This window comes from Exiguobacterium sp. s143 (assembly GCF_018618895.1).
Classification (GTDB): Bacteria; Bacillota; Bacilli; order Exiguobacteriales; family Exiguobacteriaceae; genus Exiguobacterium_A; species Exiguobacterium_A abrahamii.
In genome coordinates this window covers 37,403-56,523 of sequence record NZ_JACSMX010000004.1, presented here as the reverse complement: position 1 = coordinate 56,523, position 19,121 = coordinate 37,403, and the positions used below count along the sequence as shown (strand labels likewise).

Here is a 19,121-nt window from a genome sequence, read left to right as displayed (position 1 = left end):
AGATTATGAAGACTGAGACGAAAGAACGATTACAGCAAGCTGCTTCACAGATGAAGCAGGAGCCTTTGGCAGAAACGGTCGCCTTCATGGCTGAGTTTCACGGGAAAGTCGCTGCTTGGTTACCGGGAGAGTCTGTCGATTTCGTTCACGATTTCGTGACGGCGCCGGAAGCCGATTTGATTGCTCCGATTGAAGGAGACGCATTACGGACGAAAGACAATTTTGAATTCTTCATGCGTAAGAAACAGACACGGAAAAAACTGGGTGAACTGTTGACGCTTTGGAAGTCAGCACGTACGACAGAGACGTTGAGTCAAATCGATGCGATCGGATTGAAAAAATGGCTCGCTCGTAATGAATTCCGTTCGGAAGACAAACCATGGGATTATTTGAACCGTCTGCATGTTCTCCTGTTCCTTGATTTGATGACGACGATCATCGATGATCATCGATTGACGAGTCTGCATGAGCAACTTGTCGGTACGACACCAGTCCCGACGAGCTTCGTACGTCGTCAAGGGGATGTCCGTCAAGTCATCGAAACATTCGCGGAAGAGACGAACTTCACACAAGTGGATGTCGTCAAGGCATCGCTTGTCCGTTATCTCTGATCAATAAGATACACGAACAAAAGCCGTCGAGCCCTGTGCCCGACGGCTTTTGTCGTATCTTCTTACTTCGCCTGATAGAACACGATCGTTTGTTGCTCTGAATCGTAAAGACACCATTCTCGTTCGAACACGACGGGACCTAGATTGACGGCATACCGTCCTCCTTTGATGGATAAAGTTTGACCTAGTGGGCTCGGTTTGGCGATGCCATTTCGAAACAAACCTCTGATATGACTATGACCAAAAAAGAGTAACGGTTCGCGTTGTTGTGACAGGTCGGGTAGAAAATCCCGCGACCAACTGAGTTGGTCTCCATGAATCAACAATGCCCCCTCGATGCGTTGTTTTCGAGGGCAATCGCGTAATACATCGATGACAGGAGATAGATGCGGTGGAACGAGCGACAGGATGCGCTCTTCTTGATTACCAAGTAACGTCTTAAAATCAATCAGCTTTAAAAAATCATCATCGAGCGTCACGACGAGGGAGAGCGATTCGAAAGAATAGCGCTTTGCTCGCTTTTTACCGACATGGCATTCATGAACATCACCGAGACAAAACAAATGCGCATCGGGAGCGAGCCGCCGTATGTCAGCTAGGACAGCCGCTGTGTCGGCTACTGAGCTGTGAAGATCCGCAAAAAGGGCATAACGCATGATCGACCACTCCTTTGTTAAGGAGATACCCGAAAATGCGTCATGCCCATCTTTTTTCAATTAAGTCGTACGGATCTTATTCTGTTTCGACTGTGACGCCACGTTCTGCGAAGACGACTTTTGCGACTTCAAGTGCGTTCAAGACACGTGGGAATCCAGTGTAAGGAACAAGATGCATGATAGCTTCGACGATTTCGTTTCCTGTTAAACCAGCTGTCAATCCAGTATTGATGTGGAGAGCAAGCTGTGGTTCTGTACCTTGTGTGACGAGAGAAGCAATCGTAACGATTGCGCGGTCACGGTTGACGAGACCATCGCGGCTGTAAACTTCACCGTATGCGAAATCCGTGATCCACTCACCGACTGCTGGAGCGATATCTTTCAGGGATTCAGAGATTTTGTCATGCGTCGATTGTGCAGCGTTTGCGTCTGTGAATTCGCTGAGTTTTTTAACGCCTGTTTCGTGACGTGATTCAAAATGAGTTGCCATGGTAAAGGACTTCCTTTCTTTTTTAACGATGTTCTCATCGTAAAGGAAGAATTTCCATTCTACAAATACATGGTTTTTATGAAAAGTATGCTTATTTGGAATATATATCGCTGACGAATTGAATCCATTTCCGCGTCACGTACGATTGATAGCGACCGGTCGGAACGGCGATTCCTAAGTGCCACGGGACTCGTGTTTCAAGCGGAATCGTTTTGACGCCACGAATCGAAAAGCGATCCGCGATCGAACGCGGCAGGACAGTCACGGCATTTCCTTCTGCGACTAGTAAACATAAGAAGTCCCACTGCGAGCTCACCCGAGACACGTTAGGCGTAAATCCGGCATCTTGGCAGGCGTTCAAGACAACATCGTGGAGTGAGAACGTTTCATTGAACAAGACGAACGGCATGTCGGTGACTTCCTCTAACGCAATCATCGACCGATCAGCGAGTGGGTGATCATTTGGTAAAAACAAATGCAATTCTTCTTCAATGAAGGGGTGTGTCGTTAAATGCTCATCCGAAGGCAGCACCGTTGCGATCAAATCGACTTCACCGGCGACGACCGCTTTTTCTAGCGCATGCCCACCGGCTTCGATTAATTCGATTTGAATCATCGGATACATCTCTTCGAAGCGACGCAGGAGACCCGGGAAAAACAGCGAACCGATCAGTGGGGGCACACCGAGCCGAATCGTTCCCTTCGTCAGATGCATGACGTCATAGAGGTGGGAAGGCAGGTCAGATAACTGCCGCAGAATCTTTTCACCTTCAATCAATAAGGTCTCACCGGCATCCGTCAGGACGATTTGTCGTTTACTCCGATCGAACAATTCCATCTCAAGTTCTTCTTCTAAGTGACGGACCATTTTACTGAGTGTCGGTTGCGTGACGTGGAGATGTTCAGCGGCACGAGTGAAGCTTTTGAAGCGTGCCACTTCCGTAAAGTATTCCAGTTGGCGGAAATCCATCAGTATTCTCCTATTCTTTTGAGTTATAGATGTCATAACAAGTATTCATTTTTATTATTCTTTCAATCAGCGTACAGTAAAGAGACCGAACACGTAAAGATAAAGAAAGAAGGAATCCATCATGATGAAACAACTCGAAGGAAAAGTTGCATTAATTACAGGAGCAGCAAGCGGAATCGGTCTTGAGATTGCTGAAGAATTCGCTCAAGAAGGTGCGAAGGTCGTCATCGTCGATCTTCAGGAAGAAGCTGCAAAACGCTCTGCTGAAACACTTCGTGAAAAAGGCTTCGATGCGTTTGCCGTCGCAGGTGATGTGACGAATGAAGAGGCAATCAAATCAAGTATCGAACAGACTGTCGCACACTACGGAACGATTGATATCGTCATCAACAATGCGGGTATGCAACACGTCTCACCAATCGAAGAGTTCTCGACTGAGAAATTCGACTTGCTTCAAAGCATCATGCTTCGTGCACCATTCCTTTATACGAAATATGTCTTCCCGATCATGAAAAAACAAGGCTCTGGACGAATCTTGAACATGTCATCGATCAACGGATTGATTGGTTTTGCAGGGAAAGCTGCTTATAACAGTGCGAAACACGGCGTCATCGGTTTAACGAAAGTCGCAGCATTAGAAGGAGCAACTTCAGGTATCACGGTCAACGCGATTTGCCCAGGATATGTCGATACACCACTCGTCCAAAACCAATTGTCTTCGCTCGCTGAAACACGGAATGTACCACTCGAACGTGTATTAGAAGAAGTCATCTATCCACTTGTCCCGCAACAACGGTTACTCCAAGTCAAAGAAATCGCGGATTACGCTATTTTCCTTGCAAGTGACAAAGCAGCAGGTGTCACGGGTCAAGCTGTCGTTCTCGATGGTGGTTATACAGCGCAGTAAGCAACGATATAAATGAAGGGAGGTACTTTTTGGATACAATCCAGAAAGCACCTCCCTTTTTTGTTTGATGGACTGAACAAAAACGTTCAGCTAATTTGACGTGAGTGGATTAACGGAAGTTAATGAACTGAACGTCGACCGATAACGGAAGTTCACGAACGATTTGCATGACTTGTTGTAGGTCGTCACGTGATTTACCTGTGACACGGATTTGATCATCTTGGATCTGTGTCTTCACTTTTAATTTCGATTCCTTGACGGCATTGTTGATCTTTTTCGCATCGTCACGATCAATCCCGCTCTTAAGGATGACACGTTGGCGAACCGTATTCCCAGCAGCCTGCTCGACTTTTTCGTACTGCAGGTTTTTGGTCGGGACTTCGCGCTTGATCAATTTTGCTGTTAAGACATCTTTGACTTGATCGAGTTTGAAATCGTCATCTGAGATTAGAATCAAATCCTCTTTTTCGAGCTTCATGTCGCTCTTTGAACCTTTGAAGTCGAAGCGGTTCGTGATTTCTTTTAGTGCGATCTGAACGGCATTCTTGACTTCCTCGATGTTGATTTGTGACACGATATCAAATGAATTATCTTTTGCTGCCATGTTAATCTCCCCTTTCATTCCACTCTCTATTTTAGAGAGGAATACCGGAAGCGTCCACTGCTTTGAAATTTTGTTATAATAAAAACCATGAAATGAAAGGGGTGCTTAGCTTTGAAACAAACAGCAGACATGTTGACGCTCACACCGCAAGAACTGGATGAGCGATTTGCCTATAGTGGAAATGATTTAGGAGCGACCTTCTCAGAGACAGCGATTCGCGTGCGCTTATGGGCGCCGACGGCAGAACGTGTCGTGATTCGTCTCTACAAGACACTACGCGCACGAAAAGTCGAAGAGGTCGAGATGGTGGCAGGCGAACGGGGAACGTACGTCGTTGAACTCGATCGAGCGGCATATGAAGGTTATTTCTATACGTTTCAAGCGAGCATCAACGGACAAAAGGTCGAGGCGGTCGATCCGTATGCGAAAGCCGTCGGAACGAATGGAAAACGCGGTGCGTTGATCGACCCGACAAGTGTGACACCAGAACGATGGATCGAAGAACGCCCACTGTTCCATTCTTCGCAAGACGCAGTTGTGTATGAATTACATGTACGCGATGCAACGAGTCATCCGGCTAGTGGTGTCGTCGCACGTGGTACGTTCGCTGGGCTGACGGAAGCAGGGACACGGACACCAAATGGCGGATTAACAGGACTTGATTATTTAGCGGATCTCGGTGTGACACATGTCCAGTTACTGCCGATCTATGATTTTGGCTCAGTCAATGAGACAGCGCCGAACGACCCGGATAACTATAACTGGGGGTATGACCCGGTGAACTACTTTGCGCCGGAAGGTTCATACTCGTCGAATCCAGATGATCCACGAACGAGGATTCTTGAATTAAAACAATTGGTACAAGCGTTACACGATCGCGGGATCCGTGTCATCATGGACGTCGTCTTCAATCATACGTATGATGCAGCAACGGTTCCGCTCGGTCAGTTCGTTCCTGGATACTTCTATCGTCAAGAGGCGGATGGTAGTCTCTCAAATGGTAGTTTCTGTGGAAATGATACGGCATCTGAACGTCTGATGATGCGAAAGTTCATTCTTGATTGTGTGACGTACTGGGCGAAAGAATACCATCTGGATGGTTTCCGATTCGATTTGATGGGACTTCATGATGTCGAGACAATGAATCAGGTGCGCCATGCACTTGACCGGATTGATCCGTCGATTCTGATCATCGGTGAAGGTTGGGATCTCGATACGCCACTTGATCCAGAAGAAAAAGCGAACTACTTCAATGCACCGAAAATGCCAGGAATCGCTCACTTCAATAACGGTTTACGAGACGGGGTCAAAGGAGATGTTCAAACGCCGGAAGACCGTGGTTTCATCAGCGGGGCATTCGACCGGACGAGTGAAGTCAAACGGGGAATCGCTGGTAACGTCTCTTCACAAGGATTTGCTGATGAGCCGAATCAGGTCGTCTCGTATGTCGAAGCTCACGATGATTTGACGATTTGGGATAAATTAACGGTGTCTCGCCCAGAGGATACGGAAGAGATTCGCCGGAAACGGCAAATGCTCGCGAATGCGATCATCTTGACGGGACAAGGGATTCCATTCCTTCATGCCGGACAAGAGTTTTTCCGGACGAAGGACGGTGTTCGTGACAGCTTCAATGCCGGAGAGGTCGTCAATCGTCTCGATTATGAACGGGCAGAAACAGAGCGTCCGGCCGTCGAGTACGTCAAAGGATTAATTGCCCTTCGTCGTCAGTATCCGATGTTCCGTCTCGCAAACGCATCGATGATCAAGAAGCATCTTCGTTTCCTCGAAGAAGGGGAAGGTGTCATTGCCTTTGAACTGAAGCGCACCTATGAAGGATACATCGAACGACAGCGCGTCTACCATAATGCGACGGAAGAGGATATCACGATTGAATTGCCAAACGGTGAATTCGAGGTATTGGTTGAGTCGGGTGCAGTTAAGTTGCACGCACCACGACTGCATGAAGAGAAACAGTTGGTCGTTCCAGCATTGACGACGACGGTCATCGCCGAACGAAAAGCGGACTACAAGAAGTATGCGGTGGCAGGTGGTGCAGCACTGACAATTATCGGATTGTTGTACGCAGCGAACAAACGTCGTAAGAAAACCGATTAAATCAAGAAGGACGAAGCGCTATAAGACTTCGTCCTTTTTTTACGTGGATGACAGTCCGATGTCAGTCTGTCATGCAATTGACTTGCGAAAATCATCGAAACATTGTTTGAAGATACATCTTTCGGGAAAATTATATGTAGTATTTAAGATGTTGTTTTGAAGTGAGAGGGTGTACGTTGTATGTTCGGTTTCGGTGATTTATGGAAATTCTTTTTATCGTTCTTTTTACTGCTACCTATCGTGACATTGATTCATGAGATGGGTCATTACTTTTTTGCCCGATTGTTCGGTGGAAACATGGAAATCAATATTGGTTCAGGCAAATCATTGCTTCGTGTTGGTCCAATTCGACTGAATCGTGTTTATTTTTGGGATGGATGGTGTCAATATGAGGCGCTACGTCACGAAACGAAGTTTGCTAATATCATGGTCTATGCTGGTGGATCGATCGCGAACTTGGTGAGTATCTTAGTCGTAAATGGTCTTATTTATGCCGGCGTGTTCGAGGCGTCGATTTTTACGTACCAATTTGCGTATTTCTCGTTTTATTTCGTCTTTTTCTCCCTCTTCCCGATCGATCATCCGAATGGTTATCCGAGTGACGGAAAAGCAATCATCAATGTCTTCCGTTACGGTAAATCAGACTATCATCCACAATCTTAAACGAAGATTAAAGCCTCCTTCCGTCATTGGAAAAGAGGCTTTTTACTCAGGATTCCGATTCGCTAGACGAATCCGATTCTGTTTTCGCTTGTTCCTGCTCGAGTTCGACGAGCTTTTGAATCAAGATATGGCGCGGCATATGCATCAGTTGTTCAAGTGGTACGTTCAGACGTTTTGCGAGTTCGACAGCCGTCTCTGCTGATAATTGTAAAGGTTTCATCGTGTTCGTCCTCCTTTTTCCATGAAGTTAGTATAACAGGAGGTGCAAGCCGAGCGCATCAATAGTAGCGAGAAACTGAGAAGGTTGATACCGTATGAAGTAGGAAGTGATGCATATGTATAAACCTGCTGCAGAGCTGTTACTCCATGAATCCGTCTCACTGTTTGATCGAATCGGGGAGGATTTGCTTCTTTTTCGAGATCGCCACGGATTTATGAAATGTGATGCGGATTTAAGACCACTATGGGAAACAGCATGTGCGTATGTTCCATTCTCCTGGTACATTGAGCCAGGCGGTGGACGATTGTTCATCGTATTTGAAGAGTCAGCTTATTTTGGTTTACTAGATTTAGAGCAAGGGCATTTAGATTATATCAAGCGACCCGCTGCTTTTTCCGAGGCATGGTTCAGTAATTTATTCTTGTGGCAAGATGATGAGATCTTCCTGTACACGGCAGAAACAGACGTCGTCTGTGTGAACGTTCAAACAGGGGACTGGCGGTACTCAAATTATGAAGAGGCGCCACTGTTCGGACGCTTAGTGGAGCGAGGATATGATACACGTTTGACGTTCGAACGATTCATCGCACCTACGACGATCATTTCTTATGATGATCTAAAAGAACGGTATGTGATTTGGGACGCTGCGACGAATCAGGAATCGATCATTCCTTTTTCAGATTACGCGGAGTACTCGCTCGTTGATCACCGGCACCAATTGTTTTCGATCACCGATTCATCTCGTTTTTACTTGTATGAGAAGAGTCAGCTGAAATATAAGTTCGAGGGATGTCATTCCTCCGTTTTACTCAAAAGTGTGTTACTCGATGAAGAGGCGCGACGTCTTGCGATCGTATCGACATCGGCGACATTCGGCAACACATGGGTTCAAATTTTTCAAAAGACGTAATGAAACATCCTTTTCGCTTTTCAGCAAGAAGGATGTTTTTTGTACGTTTATACAGAAAGGGGACGCATCATGCAACGGCTTGGTCATCTGATGAGTACGTATTTTCGAGGAGTGTTGATTGTTTGGGCAATCCTGCTCGTCGTGCTTGGATATTTCGCTTATCAACTACCCGATCGGCTAGAAGGAAACGGATTTACGCGTGACGGTGATTTTCAACGCGTCGAGACAGTACTCGATCAAGACTTCGGTCAGGATCCGCATACGATCATCGTTCTATTTGAAAATCAAGAGAATCTACAACAAACGATGGTGGAACATGTCGAGCGCTTCCGTGATATCAAAGGTGTCGGGAACGTCACTGGTCCTGTTGAAAATCCGCGAGCGATTCGGAACGATAAGGGATACGTGACGGTCGGGGTACCGACACTTGATGCGAAATGGGCAGCTGCGGTCACACGTCAACTGGATGATACCGGAACGATTCGACTAACGGGTGAACCAGTCGTCGTCGATGATTTGAATACAGCGTCGAAAAATGATCTCATCCGGGCTGAGTTGATTGGAATTCCAGCAGCGTTGATCGTCTTGCTACTCGTTTTCGGTACTCCGGTTGCCGCCATCCTACCGTTGATCATGGGACTCGTTACTTTTGTCTTTGGTGCCGGTGTTCTTTATTTCGTCGCCGGGCAACAAGAGTTATCAATCTTCGTCTTGAATGCGGTCGCGATGATTTCGCTGGCGCTCGGAATTGATTTTTCGCTGTTATACGTCAATCGATTTCGCGAAGAACGGCAGGACGGACAAGATATTCGGAAGGCGGCGATCCGTTCGGTCGAGACGGCAGGGCGTTCAATTTTATTTTCCGGAATCTGTGTATTCGTCGGACTTGCCGGGCTATTGCTGATTGATGTGGATGTCTTCCGCGCTGTTGCGATCGGGACGCTCGTTTCGGTCCTCGGGGCAGTCGTCAGTGCATTAACGTTACTACCGGCACTATTGATCGTTTTCGGGAAGGTGTTAGAGAAAGGACGACTCTTCCGGCAGCGAGCAGGTCGTAGTGAAGATCGTTGGCGTCGCCTCGCTCGTTTCGTCATGAAGCGCCCGGTCGCAGTCACGATTTTGTCCTTATTGCTGTTGTTACCTTGTTTATTGCCGTTACGTGATTTGACGTTGAACATTCCGCAAGCGACCGCTTTACCGGAATCGTATCCGTCGCGTCTCGCCTTTGAGTCGTGGGAAAAAACATTCGGAAACGATGGAACGGACGCCGTCCTCATTTTATCTGCTGATGCTTCCTCAGAGGTGGGACGAGAAAAAATCGAAGACGTGACGATTCGACTCGAGTCGGATCCCGATGTACGTTCCGTCGTATCCGCCGCAACGATTGCCGAACAGCAACAAGTGACGCTCGAGCAGTTAGTCGCTGTTCCGGCCGGGCGCGAAGCTTTGACGGCATTTCTATCAGAGAACGACCAAGCACGAATTGATGTTAACTTAAAAGGAGATCCCGGCGATGCTGCTTCGCAAGACTGGGTGCGAAAGATGCAAGCGGACGGTTATCTTGTCGGGGGACCGGCAGCCTTCAATCAGGAAATTTATGATGCCATTGAATCGAAACTCCCACTAGCAGTCGGTGTCGTCGTTTTGGCGACATTCATCATCCTGCTGATTGCGTTCCGGTCCATCTTGATCCCAATCAAGGCGATTCTGATGAATTTGCTTAGTCTAGGAGCGACATTCGGATTACTCGTCATCTTGTTCGAGTCCGGCGCAGTTCTTCCGCAGGAGACGATCGGCATTCTGACACCGGTCTTCATCTTCTCACTCGTCTTTGGTTTATCGATGGATTATGAAGTGTTCCTCGTCTCGCGAATGGAAGAGTATTATGACGAGACAGGCGATAACGATTACGCGACCGAGATGGGGCTTGCGAAGACGAGTAAAATCATTACGTCTGCTGCCTTGATCATGATCGTCGTCACAGGGGCGTTTGCCTTCACGGGCGTCAGTCCAATTAAACAACTTGGCGTCGGTATCGCGCTTGCGATATTTATTGATGCTACGATCGTCCGGATGCTACTCGTCCCCGCACTGATGAAACTATTTGGTCACTGGAACTGGTGGTGGCCGGGTGGTCGTCGTAAAGCGATCCGCAAGTGACACATCACGTAAGCACATCAGTAGCTATTCAGAGGAAGACGAGCGTATACTGTCGATATTCAATTCAAGAAATTAGAGGAGGCACTTCACTCATGGCAACTCAAGCAATGTTTGAACCATTTACATTACCAAACGGTGTGACGCTGAAAAACCGCGTCTTGATGGCACCGATGACGAACTATGCGGCACAAGAGAACGGCGAAGTATCGGATGCGGAACTCGCGTACTATGCGGAACGTTCAGGCGGCGTCAGTGCGGTCATTACAGCATGTGCGAACGTCACGGCAGACGGTCAAGGATTCCCGAATGAGTTCGGTGCGCATCGTGACGATCTCGTTCCAAGTCTGAAGCGACTTGCAAAAACGATTCAAGATAAAGGCGCAAAAGCGATCTTACAAATCTTCCACGCTGGTCGCATGGCACCACCAGAACTCGTCGGTGGGCAAACAGTCAGTGCAAGTGCTGTCGCACCCGTACGTGAAGGGGCAATGACACCTCGTGCATTAGAGGCAGAAGAAGTTGAAGCAATCGTTGAAGCATTCGGTCAAGCGACACGTCGTGCGATGGAAGCTGGATTTGATGGTGTTGAGATTCACGGTGCGAACACGTACTTGATTCAACAATTCTTCTCACCACACTCAAACCGTCGCGAAGACAAATGGGGCGGTAGCTTAGAAAAACGTCTCGCCTTCCCATTAGCGGTCGTGGATGCAGTCGAAGCTGTCGCGAAACAGGATCCTTCGTTCATCGTCGGATACCGTTTCTCTCCAGAAGAGATCGAAAATCCAGGAATCACACTCGATGATACGATGCGCCTCGTCGATGAGCTGGCGAAAAAAGACCTCGATTACTTGCACGTTTCCGTGATGGACTTCTTCGCAGGTTCGATTCGTGACGAAAATGCAACGACATCACCAATCACGCTCGTCCAAGAACGTGTTGGCGAACAAGTACCTGTCATCGGTGTCGGATCGTTGCACACAGCGGACGAAGTCGAACAAGGTTTGGCTGTCGTTCCAATGATCGCCCTCGGTCGTGAACTGATCATGGAACCGAAATGGGTTGAGAAAGTCGAAGCGGGTGACCTTGCGTCAATCCGGACCGAACTTGATCCAGAAGCACAAGCAGAACTCGTCGTTCCAGATGCGTTATGGGCAGGTATCACAAGTCGTCCAGGCTGGTTCCCGATCAAACAAACAAGCAAATAATAGAACAGCATCAAAAAGCACTCTAGATCTCGTGTCTAGAGTGCTTTGAGACTGAAGGTAAAGTGCAATTTTTCTCTAACGAGAAGGATTGCGCTTTTTTGTTCGTCTCGCATCATTTTCCTGGGACAAGCATCGCGCCGCTTCGCTTCGCTGCAGGGTCGCTCTTGCTTGTTTTTCCCTAGGAAGCGATGTCGAGTGAACAAAACGCTTCTCTGATCCTTCGGTATAAAAAGAATGACGCGCCACACGCCACTCCTACAGGGAAAAGCGCATTTATGCGATGTCAGAGACAAACGAGACCCGTTTCCTGCTCGAATAGAGCGGGAAAACTGGCTTGTGTCTCGCCTGAGGAAAGGGCGTGAAAAGATGCGTCATTTTTTGGAGTCAGCCCTGTTGTCTACAATTTTTTTGTTTATTAATAGGCAACCTGTCCCATCCGAACGCCACAAAACGTATGCAAGGTGACCGGATCCTGTAGATTCGTTCGTTCCAACATATCGTTTAAGAGCAAGGCACAGACGTAGGCATCCTCTTTCGCATCATGGTGCTGGAAAGAGACGTTGAGGAATTCTGCCATCGTATTCAATCGATGGTTCGGCAACCACGGATACAGTTTGCGGGATAACTTGACCGTGCAACCGTACGTGAAAGCAGGCATCTGGTACATATCGTATTTTTGAATCGCTTTTTGGAGCGCCCCCATATCAAATGATGCATTGTGGGCGACGACCAGTTGAGCACCTGCAATTAAATCGTATAAGCCATGTGCTTCCATCGCTTCAGGTAACGTCGGTGCATCGAAGACATCACTCGGACGAATTCCATGAACCCGGATGTTTCCGGCATCGAAGTTTTCTTCTGGATTGATTAAGACCTGTTTACTCTCCGTGACGCGACCGTTAGAGAGAACGGACCAACCAAACGCACAAATACTTCGGCTATTCCGATTTGCCGTTTCAAAGTCAATCGCTAATGTATACATGTAGCAGGCTCCTTTCTGTCATTCACTAGTAACAGAATACATGTTCGTATTATAGAAGTCCATCAAAAAAGACCATCTGCAAGGCAGATGATCTGATATCTCTTCCATTCACTTCGCGGTGGCGACTTTTTGTTCCTCTGCGACGTATTCCTCCGGCTTAAATAACAGAACGCGATCTTTATAGGCGAAGACAAGGGCCGTCAAGACAGCCATCGCATCAGCGATCGGGAAAGCGAACCAGACACCATTGACACCGAAGAACAGGGGTAAGATTAGGACGAGTGGAATCGTGTATAACGTTTGGCGTGACAAGGACAAGAATAAAGCGACTTTTGCTTTGGCGAGCGATTGATACATCCCGTTGACAATCATTTGAATCCCATAGACGAACGATAGAGCGAATAAGATGCGCATCGCACTCGAGCCTTCCTGCAGCAGTGTTGCTTCTTCCGTGAACAAGCCGACCCAAAAACGGGGGAACAGTTGAATCAGTAACCACAAGCTGATTGATAACGATAAGCCGTAACGGATTGCGAGTTTGATGGCAAGCGACATCCGGCTAAATTGCCGAGAACCGAAATTATACCCGACGATCGGTTGCATCCCTTGTACGATCCCCATGATCGGCATACCGACAAGCGCCATGAACTTATTGATGACCGCAAACGTCGCTAGTTCTGTCGTACCCCCGTACCGGACGAGCATGTGGTTGACGGTGATGAACAAAATCGATTGGGAGACTTGCATGATGAACGACGATGATCCGATTTGCATCATCCGAAACGTTAAACGGAAATCGGGTTTGAAAGCATTCCGATCGAGTGTTAACCCCGTTTGCCGACGTTTCGTAAAGAAGAATCGGAAAACAAGTGCAGCACCGACGATTTGCGCAACGACTGTCCCGAGTGCAGCACCTTGGATGCCCCAATCAAGACCAAAGATGAACAGAGGTGTCAGGACGATGTTGATGGCAACCGTCGTCAACATGACGCGCATCTGATAGTTCGCGCGTCCTTCTGCGCGTAACATTGCACTCGACGCCATCGTCAACATGAAGAAAGGAGATCCGATCAAGAGGACGCGTAAGAAATCGATGCTATACGGCATGATTTCATCTGTCGCTCCAAAGAGACGAAGTAACGGTTCGACGAAGATGAAAGCACTGATGATGGCGAGCATACTGATGAAGAAAACCGCTATCAAGACGTTCGCATAAGCACGACTGGCACCATCCGTCTGTTTTTGACCAAGCCGTTGTGACGCAATCGCAGCCCCCCCGATCCCAATCGAGTTGGCGATTGCCATCAACACGAGCTGGACGGGGAAAGCGATTCCGACAGCGGCAACGGCAGCCGTACCGATGCCTTGAGCGACGAAAATCGTATCGACGATATTATAGAGTGCCGTGACGAGCATCCCGACCATTGCCGGCAAGGAGAGACTAAGTAAGAGCTGGTTGACAGGTGCTTCACCCAAACGGGCAGTGTTTTTATTCATGGAAGGAGAGCCTCCTTTTTTAGACAAGTGGTAAGTAGGGTTTTACTCAGAGTAGTCGCTTCTATGAAGAGATGCAAGAAATCACTCTAGTCAATGTGTTCGTTCCATGAAAAAAGGATGCGCCATGAAGCGCATCCGATGGAACTCGTTTTAAGATGGTGTAGGCAAGTACCCTTTCGAGTACTCGAAAGCAATGAATAAAATGGCACCGAGCGCCAAGTAAGCGAGTAAGGTGATCGTTTGTTGTTTTTTCGGCATCTGGTGATACTGGACCGACTCTTCAGCGAGTCGGAGCGGTTCGATCCGCTGATCGATTCGTCGCAACAACGCATCGTAGTCGTTCGCAGCATCATATTGATACCGTAACAGATCGTCCGCTTCCTGACGTGCCTCTTCTGGACTCGCTTGTCGCAAATCTTGTAAATCGAGACGAAGCGACCAAGCAATCGGATCGTACGTACTTTCGACCGTTTGTTCTTCCTCCACTTCCGGTGCAAGAACGACTTCAGCGTTTGCACGTTCCTGCTCCGCCTTTGCGCGTAAGACGCGTTCGCGTGCAGCACGGTATAACATCAAGGTCGATCGGTTCGCCTCATATTGTTTTGCGAACTTATACCGTTTCCAGACAGCACTGCCGCCGAAGAAAGCAATCAAGAGCAGAATCAGGCTGAAGTTCGTGATGCCGTAAGCAATCAAGGCAGCAAGACCAGCGACCCAAACGATGATCGGAAGTCCCGCAAGAATCCGTCCGCCGTCAAGCGGACTTACGGGAAGTAGGTTGAAGAGATTCAATAGAGCTCCGAGATGGAAGATGACGAGCCAAAAGTCATTTCCCGTCACAGCGTATCCAATCGCAAGCGGAATCAGGGACACAAGACCCGCGAGTGGTCCACCGTACGCAAGAATCGCTTCTTGTTTTGGTGTCCGGAACGTATCTTTGATTCCGATGACGGCTCCCATGAACGGTACGAAAATCGCGGGACCCGTTTTAAAACCGAGTCGTTTCGCAGCGAGTAGATGTCCCATCTCATGAATGAATAGGAGATAGAGCAATCCGACTCCGAACCAGACACCGAATACTTGAGCGTAAAAGAGAAGCGAAACTCCGAACGAAATCAGAGTGCCTCCAAACTTCGAAAGTTTCAATAAGGCAAGGATGACCTTTCCTTTCGTTAAGAGAAAGGCGCCGGCAACAGCAAGTCCACCCCAACGTTTTTTAGCCATCGTGAAATTCCTTCTTTCATCATGTGACGTTCTTCCTTAAGTGTACGACACAAATGTAGAAAAAGTTTCATTTAGACTGCTCGGGAATCAGATAGAAACAACTGCCATCTGGCTGACGCGCTTCACTACCGACCTGAAAATGGTGTGTCGTCGCAAGTGCAGCAGCAATCGACAATCCGAGTCCACTTCCTGAACGATCGCGTGCTGCATCAAGTCGGTAAAACCGGTCAAATAACCGGGTACGTTCTTCGTTCGTTAGAGATGTTCCTCGATCAAGAACAGCGAGTCGCTCCTTGCGCAGATGCAATTCAGGAGAAGTGGCATATTTCAGGGCGTTATCGATATAAATCGTCAAGATGCGTAGCACCGCTTCGCGATTCGCCAGGATTGTTCCAGAGGCATCAACAGGGATGATCGTCCCTGTCGCGTGATACATCCGATCAGCGAGTTCGCTCCCAAGCTCGGCTAAGTCAATCTCTTCGACAGACGTTTCTTCATAACCGAGACGAGACAGTTCGAGCATGGGCTCGATCAAGGTCGTCCGCATCGCATGCGTCTCCTGTAAGATATTTTCAATCGATTCATCAAGGACGTCCGGCTTCGTTTTGCCCCATCGCTTCAATAATTGCGCATACCCTTCGATGACGGTCAGCGGTGTCTTCATCTCATGCGAGACATCGGCGACGAACTGCCGTTGTTGTTCCATCGTCTGATCGACACGCCCAATCATCTGATTGAAGACATGACCGAGGCGACCGATCTCATCATCGCGTTCGGTCTGCACAGTCTCAAGCGTTCCAGAAGACGAGATCCGTTGCATCGTATCATTCAGTTGCCTGAGCGGGCGAAGCGTCTGATATGCAATCCAGAAGCTACTGATGAACGCGATGACGATTCCGACGACCAACACGATGGTGAAGGTCAAGATGAGTGTCGAGACCGTATCATCGACGCTTTCATCTTCGAATAAATAGGCTTGATCCTGATAGACGATACCGAACCAATCGCCAGACTTGAAAGGTTCGTTCGAGCGCGGGATACCAGGGAGGTCACTTGCTCGTACGTCTCCGTTAACGGTAGAAGAGTCGTCATCCTCTTCATCGTTTGAAATGACCCATCGTCCATCTTCGTTCGATAAGACGACGGAATCTTCATGAAGCGTCAGTAATGCCCGGACCGATGAATCATCCTCCATCAATTCCTCCGCCTGTTCCAGTTGGGTATAACGCGATTCAATCAAATGATTGCGGACGACGAAGGTCACGACGATGAACGAAAGCAACAATAAAAGTGTCGTAAAGGCGGTGACGGATAAAGCAAGTTTCGTTCGAAGCTTCATGGGTTCGCCTCCCTCAGCACATAACCAACCCCACGAACGGTCTGGATCAAAGCAGGAGGGTGAGCATCGACTTTTTTTCGAAGGTAACGGATGTAGACGTCGACGATATTCGTCTCACCGAAGTAATCGTACCCCCAGACGCGATTTAAGATTTGTTCGCGTGTCAGGACATGTTCTTTGTTTTCCAGTAAATACGTCAGGAGTTCGAACTCCCGTGGTGTCAAATCGAGTCGCAATTCATCGCGAAATGCTTCATGTCGATCAAGATCGAGTACAAGATCTGCGAACTGTAACGTGCGCGATGCGTTACTAGTTGAAGTCGGAGTGCGTAGTAACGCACGGATCCGGGCAAGGAGTTCCTCCATCTCGAACGGTTTCGTCACATAATCATTCGCACCAAGATCGAGTCCTGCGACCTTATCGTAAACTTCCCCACGTGCTGTTAGCATAATGACGGGGATATGAATACCTTTTCCACGGAGCCTGCGCAACACCTCGAAGCCGCTCAGCTCCGGCATCATCACGTCGAGTAAGACGAGATCAACCGAATGCTCAGCGGCAGCGAGACCATCTTTTCCGTTGGGGGCGACACGTGTCGCGTACCCGGCATATTGGAGTTCGAGTTCAAGGAGGCGTGCGATTTTCGCATCGTCCTCAACGATTAAGATGGTAGTTGGCATAAACATCCTCCTTTAATGATCATTCATCGATTTCTGTCACTTCGTCTGACGCGTTTAACTCAAGTTTAACGGAACCACCGACTCGGATGTCATCATCTTGTTCCATGTTTGATGCACGAGAGTACGATTTTTGCGTACCATTCTGTTCGATGATGATTTCTTGATTCGTTATTTTAGCGAGCGTGCCGCGGACTTCTTGTTCCCGTGCATCGTCACCGTCTTCGTCGCGTGTAGCATTACGATCCTCGTCGTCATCGTCACGGTCGATTTCACGGACTTGACCGTCCGCATTCAATTCGATTTTTACGATATCCCCAGATTTCGCAGCGTCGCGTTCCGCACGATCCGCAATCGCGTAGACCGTCTCTTGTCCATCTTGTTCGAGTGTCAATTCACTTTGTGATAGGGCACGAAGGATGCCGTATCGTTCATTCGCATCATCCGATGAATCATCTGAGCGATTGCCATCGTCCTCTCGGTCATTCCGATCATCTTGATCTTCTCGCTCAAGTTCCGTGATTTGCTGATTCGCATTCAGATCGATTTTGACCCAATCGCCTTCTTGCACGGCTTCGCGTTCGACTGACGAAGCAAAGTCATACGTCTGAGTGTCACCGTTGACGTCAATCGTCATCGAACGATCCGATACTTTTTGCAATGTGCCTTCGATTTCTTGATCGTCACGCATCGAAGCAGGAAGCTTTTGTTCGACTTGGCGCGAAGCAGCTTCGACTTTTTGCTCTGCCTGCTGTGAAGTGGTGACCGTCGAGTTGACGAGAGAGTGTCCTGGACCTGTGAAGAGGAGAAACGCTCCGGCTCCTGTTAAGACTGTACCCGTTACGGCAAGTGTAGCGATTCCTTTTTTGAAACGTTTATTCCCTTTATCTGTTCGTTTTTCAGTCATGATGATGTCCTCCTTTAGTAGTGGCTGTTGTTCTTATACATAGAATAACCAGACCATGTGAAAGGAAGCTGAGGAACAGATTAGAATTTGATGAGAATTAGATTGTTTTGATGACTCGGGCTGGATTTCCACCGACGACGCTGTTTGCCGGTACATCCTTGACGACGACACTACCTGAGGCGATGACAGCATTATCTCCGATCGTCACACCGGGATTGATGACCGCACGTCCACCGATCCAGACATTATTTCCGATGACGACCGGTTTTCCGAATTCATAACCGCTGTTGCGCTCGACAGGATCGAGTGGATGGGTCGCAGTATAGATATGTACTCCTGGAGCAAGCATGCAGTTGTCACCAATCGTAATCGGGCAAATATCGAGCAAGACACAGTCATAATTGGCATAAAAGCGAGCCCCTAATGTGATGTTATAGCCATAATCACATTTAAAGGTCGGTTCAATGTAAAAGTCGGCTTGCTCCGTCTGGAATAATTGTTGAAGAAGTGCTTTCCGTTTAGTCCCATCATGAACACTCAATTGATTGAACTCATAACAGAGCGATTGTGCTCGGATACGGTCAGCTACGAGTTCCGGATCTTGTGCTAAGTAGAGTTCCCCTTGAATCATCTTTTCTTTTTCAGTCATCTGATTCACTCCTTCATCGTTAATACTTTCATTAGACTAAATGGTACCCGGTGATGCAACTGATATCCCGTTAAGATATACGTAAAGGGGGCTGACTCAAAAAAGAGTGACTCGTCTTTTCACGCCCTTTCCTGAGGCGAGACACAAGCCAGCTTTCCTGCTTTCTTCAGCAGGAAAGCGGGTCTTGTTTGTCTCTGACAGCGCAAAAATGCGCTTTTTCCTGTAGGAGTCGCGTGTAACGAGCACTTCTTTTTTTACGAGAAAAGGGTGGCAGATTATCATTCTGCCACCCTGGTCTTTGTAGAAACTGACTTTTGAGTCATTCCCGT

19 protein-coding genes are annotated in these 19,121 nt (G+C 48.1%); 7 read left to right on the top strand and 12 right to left on the bottom strand.

Annotation, left to right across the window (positions count from 1 at the left end):
• Nucleotides 1-5 precede the first annotated feature (5 nt).
• A complete protein-coding gene (locus KNQ03_RS13240; protein WP_214725101.1) occupies nucleotides 6-611 on the top strand; it encodes a hypothetical protein in 606 nt (201 codons plus the stop codon).
• A gap of 62 nt (nucleotides 612-673) precedes the next feature.
• Here KNQ03_RS13240 and KNQ03_RS13235 read toward each other — a convergent pair whose 3' ends face one another.
• The 3 genes from KNQ03_RS13235 to KNQ03_RS13225 form a co-directional block, all read right to left on the bottom strand.
• Complete coding sequence (locus tag KNQ03_RS13235) at nucleotides 674-1,267, bottom strand: metallophosphoesterase family protein (RefSeq protein ID WP_214725099.1); 594 nt, start codon at nucleotides 1,265-1,267, stop codon at nucleotides 674-676.
• 76 nt (nucleotides 1,268-1,343) lie between these two features.
• Entirely contained in the window at nucleotides 1,344-1,757 is a 414-nt protein-coding gene (locus KNQ03_RS13230; RefSeq protein WP_023469674.1) for a carboxymuconolactone decarboxylase family protein, read from the bottom strand.
• A gap of 91 nt (nucleotides 1,758-1,848) precedes the next feature.
• A complete protein-coding gene (locus KNQ03_RS13225) occupies nucleotides 1,849-2,727 on the bottom strand; it encodes a LysR family transcriptional regulator (RefSeq protein WP_214725096.1) in 879 nt (292 codons plus the stop codon).
• Between the two features lie 121 nt (nucleotides 2,728-2,848).
• Between KNQ03_RS13225 and KNQ03_RS13220 the strand changes: the two genes are divergently transcribed.
• Nucleotides 2,849-3,634: a 3-hydroxybutyrate dehydrogenase gene (locus tag KNQ03_RS13220; protein ID WP_029342884.1), complete on the top strand. Its 786-nt coding sequence runs from the start codon at nucleotides 2,849-2,851 to the stop codon at nucleotides 3,632-3,634.
• A gap of 109 nt (nucleotides 3,635-3,743) precedes the next feature.
• On the opposite strand, the gene KNQ03_RS13215 is transcribed toward KNQ03_RS13220, so the two are convergent.
• Nucleotides 3,744-4,238: a YajQ family cyclic di-GMP-binding protein gene (locus tag KNQ03_RS13215; RefSeq protein WP_023469671.1), complete on the bottom strand. Its 495-nt coding sequence runs from the start codon at nucleotides 4,236-4,238 to the stop codon at nucleotides 3,744-3,746.
• A 111-nt stretch (nucleotides 4,239-4,349) separates the two neighbouring features.
• On the opposite strand from KNQ03_RS13215, the gene pulA reads away from it, so the two are divergent.
• Entirely contained in the window at nucleotides 4,350-6,356 is a 2,007-nt protein-coding gene (gene pulA / locus KNQ03_RS13210) for a type I pullulanase (RefSeq protein ID WP_251133728.1), read from the top strand.
• Nucleotides 6,357-6,536: 180 nt separating this feature from the next.
• Nucleotides 6,537-7,019, top strand: a complete 483-nt coding sequence (locus tag KNQ03_RS13205) for a site-2 protease family protein (protein WP_058265683.1) — start codon at nucleotides 6,537-6,539, stop codon at nucleotides 7,017-7,019.
• Between the two features lie 46 nt (nucleotides 7,020-7,065).
• Here KNQ03_RS13205 and KNQ03_RS13200 read toward each other — a convergent pair whose 3' ends face one another.
• Nucleotides 7,066-7,239, bottom strand: coding sequence for a YycC family protein (locus tag KNQ03_RS13200; RefSeq protein ID WP_023469668.1), 174 nt, complete (start codon nucleotides 7,237-7,239; stop codon nucleotides 7,066-7,068).
• Nucleotides 7,240-7,354: 115 nt separating this feature from the next.
• Here KNQ03_RS13200 and KNQ03_RS13195 point away from each other — a divergent pair, with 115 nt between their 5' ends.
• The 3 genes from KNQ03_RS13195 (at nucleotide 7,355) to KNQ03_RS13185 (ending at nucleotide 11,517) form a co-directional block, all read left to right on the top strand.
• A complete protein-coding gene (locus tag KNQ03_RS13195; protein WP_082663182.1) occupies nucleotides 7,355-8,149 on the top strand; it encodes a hypothetical protein in 795 nt (264 codons plus the stop codon).
• A 69-nt stretch (nucleotides 8,150-8,218) separates the two neighbouring features.
• Nucleotides 8,219-10,309 (top strand): MMPL family transporter, encoded by a 2,091-nt coding sequence (locus KNQ03_RS13190; protein WP_214725094.1) that lies wholly within the window; start codon nucleotides 8,219-8,221, stop codon nucleotides 10,307-10,309.
• Between the two features lie 92 nt (nucleotides 10,310-10,401).
• Nucleotides 10,402-11,517, top strand: coding sequence for an NADH-dependent flavin oxidoreductase (locus KNQ03_RS13185; protein ID WP_058265686.1), 1,116 nt, complete (start codon nucleotides 10,402-10,404; stop codon nucleotides 11,515-11,517).
• A gap of 415 nt (nucleotides 11,518-11,932) precedes the next feature.
• Here KNQ03_RS13185 and KNQ03_RS13180 read toward each other — a convergent pair whose 3' ends face one another.
• The 7 genes from KNQ03_RS13180 to KNQ03_RS13150 form a co-directional block, all read right to left on the bottom strand.
• Nucleotides 11,933-12,499, bottom strand: coding sequence for a 3'-5' exonuclease (locus KNQ03_RS13180; protein ID WP_053452136.1), 567 nt, complete (start codon nucleotides 12,497-12,499; stop codon nucleotides 11,933-11,935).
• Nucleotides 12,500-12,607: 108 nt separating this feature from the next.
• Nucleotides 12,608-13,996 carry an MATE family efflux transporter gene (locus KNQ03_RS13175; RefSeq protein ID WP_149427994.1) on the bottom strand — a complete coding sequence of 463 codons (1,389 nt, stop codon included), beginning with the start codon at nucleotides 13,994-13,996 and terminating at the stop codon, nucleotides 12,608-12,610.
• A gap of 150 nt (nucleotides 13,997-14,146) precedes the next feature.
• Complete coding sequence (locus KNQ03_RS13170; RefSeq protein WP_149427993.1) at nucleotides 14,147-15,220, bottom strand: site-2 protease family protein; 1,074 nt, start codon at nucleotides 15,218-15,220, stop codon at nucleotides 14,147-14,149.
• 67 nt (nucleotides 15,221-15,287) lie between these two features.
• Nucleotides 15,288-16,559 carry a sensor histidine kinase gene (locus tag KNQ03_RS13165; protein WP_214725092.1) on the bottom strand — a complete coding sequence of 424 codons (1,272 nt, stop codon included), beginning with the start codon at nucleotides 16,557-16,559 and terminating at the stop codon, nucleotides 15,288-15,290.
• Complete coding sequence (locus KNQ03_RS13160; RefSeq protein WP_035395630.1) at nucleotides 16,556-17,239, bottom strand: response regulator transcription factor; 684 nt, start codon at nucleotides 17,237-17,239, stop codon at nucleotides 16,556-16,558. Before KNQ03_RS13160 ends, KNQ03_RS13165 begins: the two co-directional genes overlap by 4 nt.
• A 19-nt stretch (nucleotides 17,240-17,258) precedes the next feature.
• The gene (locus tag KNQ03_RS13155) at nucleotides 17,259-18,143 is read right to left on the bottom strand and encodes a hypothetical protein (protein ID WP_251140313.1); all 885 of its coding nucleotides are present in this window, start codon (nucleotides 18,141-18,143) and stop codon (nucleotides 17,259-17,261) included.
• A gap of 97 nt (nucleotides 18,144-18,240) precedes the next feature.
• Complete coding sequence (locus KNQ03_RS13150; protein ID WP_035395634.1) at nucleotides 18,241-18,792, bottom strand: maltose acetyltransferase domain-containing protein; 552 nt, start codon at nucleotides 18,790-18,792, stop codon at nucleotides 18,241-18,243.
• Nucleotides 18,793-19,121 lie beyond the last annotated feature (329 nt).

Coding starts and splice junctions, on each gene's coding strand:
- KNQ03_RS13240 (WP_214725101.1), top strand. CDS start 6: ATGAAGACTGAGACGAAAGAACGATTACAGCAAGCTGCTTCACAGATG.
- KNQ03_RS13235 (WP_214725099.1), bottom strand. CDS start 1,267: ATGCGTTATGCCCTTTTTGCGGATCTTCACAGCTCAGTAGCCGACACA.
- KNQ03_RS13230 (WP_023469674.1), bottom strand. CDS start 1,757: ATGGCAACTCATTTTGAATCACGTCACGAAACAGGCGTTAAAAAACTC.
- KNQ03_RS13225 (WP_214725096.1), bottom strand. CDS start 2,727: ATGGATTTCCGCCAACTGGAATACTTTACGGAAGTGGCACGCTTCAAA.
- KNQ03_RS13220 (WP_029342884.1), top strand. CDS start 2,849: ATGATGAAACAACTCGAAGGAAAAGTTGCATTAATTACAGGAGCAGCA.
- KNQ03_RS13215 (WP_023469671.1), bottom strand. CDS start 4,238: ATGGCAGCAAAAGATAATTCATTTGATATCGTGTCACAAATCAACATC.
- KNQ03_RS13205 (WP_058265683.1), top strand. CDS start 6,537: ATGTTCGGTTTCGGTGATTTATGGAAATTCTTTTTATCGTTCTTTTTA.
- KNQ03_RS13200 (WP_023469668.1), bottom strand. CDS start 7,239: ATGAAACCTTTACAATTATCAGCAGAGACGGCTGTCGAACTCGCAAAA.
- KNQ03_RS13195 (WP_082663182.1), top strand. CDS start 7,355: ATGTATAAACCTGCTGCAGAGCTGTTACTCCATGAATCCGTCTCACTG.
- KNQ03_RS13190 (WP_214725094.1), top strand. CDS start 8,219: ATGCAACGGCTTGGTCATCTGATGAGTACGTATTTTCGAGGAGTGTTG.
- KNQ03_RS13185 (WP_058265686.1), top strand. CDS start 10,402: ATGGCAACTCAAGCAATGTTTGAACCATTTACATTACCAAACGGTGTG.
- KNQ03_RS13180 (WP_053452136.1), bottom strand. CDS start 12,499: ATGTATACATTAGCGATTGACTTTGAAACGGCAAATCGGAATAGCCGA.
- KNQ03_RS13175 (WP_149427994.1), bottom strand. CDS start 13,996: ATGAATAAAAACACTGCCCGTTTGGGTGAAGCACCTGTCAACCAGCTC.
- KNQ03_RS13170 (WP_149427993.1), bottom strand. CDS start 15,220: ATGGCTAAAAAACGTTGGGGTGGACTTGCTGTTGCCGGCGCCTTTCTC.
- KNQ03_RS13165 (WP_214725092.1), bottom strand. CDS start 16,559: ATGAAGCTTCGAACGAAACTTGCTTTATCCGTCACCGCCTTTACGACA.
- KNQ03_RS13160 (WP_035395630.1), bottom strand. CDS start 17,239: ATGCCAACTACCATCTTAATCGTTGAGGACGATGCGAAAATCGCACGC.
- KNQ03_RS13155 (WP_251140313.1), bottom strand. CDS start 18,143: ATGACTGAAAAACGAACAGATAAAGGGAATAAACGTTTCAAAAAAGGA.
- KNQ03_RS13150 (WP_035395634.1), bottom strand. CDS start 18,792: ATGACTGAAAAAGAAAAGATGATTCAAGGGGAACTCTACTTAGCACAA.